This window comes from Methylobacterium trifolii (assembly GCF_022179685.1).
Classification (GTDB): Bacteria; Pseudomonadota; Alphaproteobacteria; order Rhizobiales; family Beijerinckiaceae; genus Methylobacterium; species Methylobacterium trifolii.
Map to the genome: position 1 here is coordinate 1 of NZ_BPRB01000133.1, position 3,830 is coordinate 3,830.

Here is a 3,830-nt window from a genome sequence, read left to right on the forward strand (position 1 = left end):
GGCTGCGCTCCCTCCCCCGTTTGCGGGGGAGGGAGCGCAGCCCGCTCCTTTTCACGTCCCCCGGTCGAGCATCTTCGAGACCACGCGGGCGGTATAATCGACCATCGGCACGATGCGGGCGTAGTTGAGCCGGGTCGGCCCGATCACGCCGACGACGCCGACGATCTTCTGGGAGCCATCGCGGAAAGGTGCCGCGATCAGCGACGAGCCGGAGAGTGAGAATAGCTTGTTCTCCGAGCCGATGAAGATGCGCACCCCGTCCCCGCCCTCGGCGCGGGCCAGCAAATCGATCACGTCCTTCTGCGTCTCCAGGTCGTTGAACAGCAGGCGGATGCGCTCCAAGTCCTCGACCGCGCGTAGGTCGTCGAGCAGGTTGGCCTGCCCCCGCACGATGAGCTGGCGCGCCTCCGTTGGGCCGACGGATGTGGCGAGCCCCGCATCGACCAGCCGCTCGGTGATGGCGTCGAGCTCCCGCTTCATCTCCTGACGCCCCGCCTCGATCTCGGCGCGCAGCGTGCCCAGCGTCCGCCCCTGGAGGCGGGCGTTGAGGAAGTTCGAAGCCTCCTGCAGGGCACCCGCCGGCATGCCCGGCGGCAGGTCGAGCAGGCGATTCTCCACCGAGCCGTCGTCGGAGACCAGCACCACGAGGGCGCGGGCCGGATCGAGCCGGACGAACTCGATGTGCTTGAGGTGCACGTTCTGCTTGGTGGTGAGCACCACGCCGGCGCCCCGCGAGATGCCCGACAGCAGGGTCGAGGCTTCGGCCAGCGCCGAATCGAAGGTGTGGCGCGAGGCCGCCGCCCGCATCTGCGCCTCGATCCGCTCCTGCTCCTCGCGGCCCACGTCGCCCAGTTCGAGCATCGCATCCACGAAGAAGCGCAGGCCCTGCTCGGTCGGCAGGCGGCCGGCCGAGGTGTGGGGGGCGAAGATCAGCCCGGAATGCTCCAAGTCCGACATCACGTTGCGGATCGAGGCCGGCGACAGCCCCATCGGCAGGATGCGTGCGAGATTGCGCGAGCCCACCGGCTCGCCGGTGGTCAGGTAGCTCTCGACGATCTGGCGGAAGATCTCGCGGGCCCGCTCGTTCAGGGCGGTGAGCGCCTGGAACGACGGCTGTGGGGCGAAGGGGCTGGGGTCTGTCACGCACGCGATCCTGTCGCGCAACTGTGTTCCCCTCGCGTCCGCGGATCAACCCGCATCGCCGCGCCCGGTGAGCGCAGGCGCGGAAATCGCCCGCCAAGCGTCGCCGGGCAGTCTCCCTGTAATGATGAGTTCCGGAAGGCCCCCCCTCGCCGGCTTGCCGGCCGCGGCGGGGCGGCCTATGAGCCCGGCCCTCATCCCCGGCACAATGGAGGCGCGCGCGATGCGGCCGTCGAAACGCGCAGCCGACGAGTTGCGCAGCGTCACCCTCGAGCGCGCGGTGGCCCGCTACGCGGAAGGCTCCTGCCTCGTCAGCTTCGGCAACACCCGCGTGCTCTGCACCGCCTCCCTGGAGGAGCGGGGGCCGGGCTGGCTGCGGGGCTCCGGCAAGGGCTGGGTCACGGCCGAATATTCCATGCTGCCGCGCGCCACCCACGAGCGCACCCGCCGCGAGGTGAATTCCGGCAAGCCCTCGGGGCGCACGCAGGAGATCCAGCGCCTGATCGGCCGGAGCCTGCGTGCCGTGACCAACCTGCAGGCCATCGGCGAGAAGCAGATCACCGTCGATTGCGACGTGATCCAGGCCGACGGCGGCACCCGCACGGCCGCGATCACCGGCGCCTGGGTGGCCCTGCACGAGTGCTTCACCTGGATGCGCGCCCGCTCGATCATCTCCGTCGACCCGCTGCGCGACCACGTCGCGGCCGTCTCATGCGGCATCCACAAGGGCACGCCCGTGCTCGACCTCGACTACGCCGAGGATTCGGCGGCCGAGACCGACGCCAACTTCGTGCTCACGGGCTCGGGCGGCATCGTCGAGGTGCAGGGCACCGCCGAGGGCAAGCCGTTCTCGGAAGGCGAACTCCTGGAACTCCTGCGGCTGGCCAAGGGCGGCGTCGCCGACCTCGTCGCCCTCCAGAAGCAGGCGCTCGCGTGAGTCACCGCCTCCTCACCGGGAAGGTGGTGATCGCCACCCACAACCCCGGCAAGCTCGCCGAGATGCGGGAGCTGCTCGCCCCCTTCGGGATCGAGGCGGTCTCGGCCGGCGAACTCGGCCTGCCCGAGCCGGAGGAGACCGGCACGATGTTCTCCGAGAACGCGGCCATCAAGGCACTGGCTGCGGCAAGCGCCGCGGGCCTGCCGGCCTTCGCCGACGATTCCGGCCTCTGCGTCGGGGCGCTGGACGGGGCGCCAGGCATCTTCTCTGCCCGCTGGGCCGGGCCGGCCAAGGACTTTTCCGGCGCGATGGCCCGGATCACCGCCGAACTCGACCTGCGCGGGGCGACCGACCGGCGGGCGCATTTCGTCTCCGCCCTGGTGATCGCCTGGCCGGACGGGCACACCGAACTGTTCGAGGGCCGCGTCCTCGGCGACCTCGTGCCCCCCCGCGGCACGGCCGGCTTCGGCTACGACCCGATCTTCCGGCCGGAGGGGCACGCGCGCACCTTCGGCGAGATGACGGCCGACGAGAAGCACGGTGTCGACTGGCAGAGCGGCAACGCCCTCTCGCACCGGGCCCGCGCCTTCGTGGATTTGGCCCGCGCCTGCCTGCGCCGGCCGGGCTGATTGCCATTCGGCCGGCGCGCGCGCACATCCCAGCCATCATGGAACCGACCGGCCCCGACCATCCGACCCGCGACGCGGGCTTCGGCATCTACCTGCACTGGCCCTTCTGCGCCTCGAAGTGCCCCTATTGCGACTTCAACAGCCACGTCCGCCACGCCCCCGTGGACGAGCCGCGCTACTTGGCCGCCTTCCGGGCCGAGATCGCGCACGTGGCCGCCCGCACGCCGGGGCGGACCGTCACCAGCGTCTTCCTCGGCGGCGGCACGCCCTCGCTGATGCGGCCGGAGACGGTGGCGGGCCTGCTGGAGGCGGTGGCCGCGGCCTGGGCGATGGCGCCCGAGGCCGAGATCACCCTGGAGGCCAACCCCACCAGCGTCGAGGCGGGGCGTTTTCGCGGCTACAGGACCGCCGGGGTCAACCGGGTGTCGCTCGGCGTCCAGGCGTTCGACGACGCCTCGCTGAAGGCGCTCGGGCGCCTGCACAGCGCCGCGGAGGCGTTCGAGGCGATCCGGATCGCGCAAACGGCGTTCGCCCGCACCTCCTTCGACCTGATCTACGCCCGCCCCGGCCAGACGCCGGCGGCGTGGCGGGCCGAGCTGACGGATGCGGTCGCGCGGGCGGCCGAGCACCTGTCCCTCTACCAGCTCACCATCGAGCCCGGCACGCCGTTCTTCGGGCTGGCGGCGGCCGGCCGGCTGGTGCCGCCGGACGACGAGGTCTCGCGCGCCCTCTACGACGTGACGCAGGATGTCTGCGGGGCGGCGGGGCTCCCGGCCTACGAGATCTCGAACCACGCCCGCCCCGGCGCCCAGTCGCGCCACAACCTGCTCTACTGGCGCTACGGCGAGTATGCCGGGATCGGCCCCGGCGCCCATGGCCGGCTCGTCACCGGGGCGGGCCGCCTCGGCACCGTCACCGAGCGGGCGCCTGAGGCGTGGCTCGCCCGCGTCGAGGGGGCGGGCCACGGCATCGTCGAGACCGAGACCCTGGCCGCCGCCGACCAGGGCGACGAGTTCTTGATGATGGGCCTGCGCCTCTCGGAGGGCATCGACCCGGCCCGCTACGCCGCCCTCAAGGGCCGCCCCCTCGACCCGGCGCGGATCGAGGCCCTCGTCGGCGACGGC

Annotated in this window: 4 protein-coding genes; 3 read left to right on the top strand and 1 reads right to left on the bottom strand. The window is 72.2% G+C overall.

Going from position 1 to position 3,830, the window contains the following annotated elements:
• Positions 1–51 precede the first annotated feature (51 nt).
• Positions 52–1,143, bottom strand: a complete 1,092-nt coding sequence (hrcA, locus tag COGEMETH_RS12815; protein WP_238183000.1) for a heat-inducible transcriptional repressor HrcA — start codon at positions 1,141–1,143, stop codon at positions 52–54.
• 220 nt (positions 1,144–1,363) lie between these two features.
• Here hrcA and rph point away from each other — a divergent pair, with 220 nt between their 5' ends.
• The 3 genes from rph to hemW all read left to right on the top strand — a co-directional run.
• Positions 1,364–2,077: a ribonuclease PH gene (rph, locus tag COGEMETH_RS12820; protein ID WP_238183002.1), complete on the top strand. Its 714-nt coding sequence runs from the start codon at positions 1,364–1,366 to the stop codon at positions 2,075–2,077.
• Positions 2,074–2,706: an RdgB/HAM1 family non-canonical purine NTP pyrophosphatase gene (rdgB, locus tag COGEMETH_RS12825; protein WP_238183003.1), complete on the top strand. Its 633-nt coding sequence runs from the start codon at positions 2,074–2,076 to the stop codon at positions 2,704–2,706. Before rph ends, rdgB begins: the two co-directional genes overlap by 4 nt.
• A 38-nt stretch (positions 2,707–2,744) precedes the next feature.
• On the top strand, positions 2,745–3,830 hold a 1,086-nt coding region (gene hemW / locus COGEMETH_RS12830), incomplete at its 3' end, for a radical SAM family heme chaperone HemW (RefSeq protein WP_238183005.1).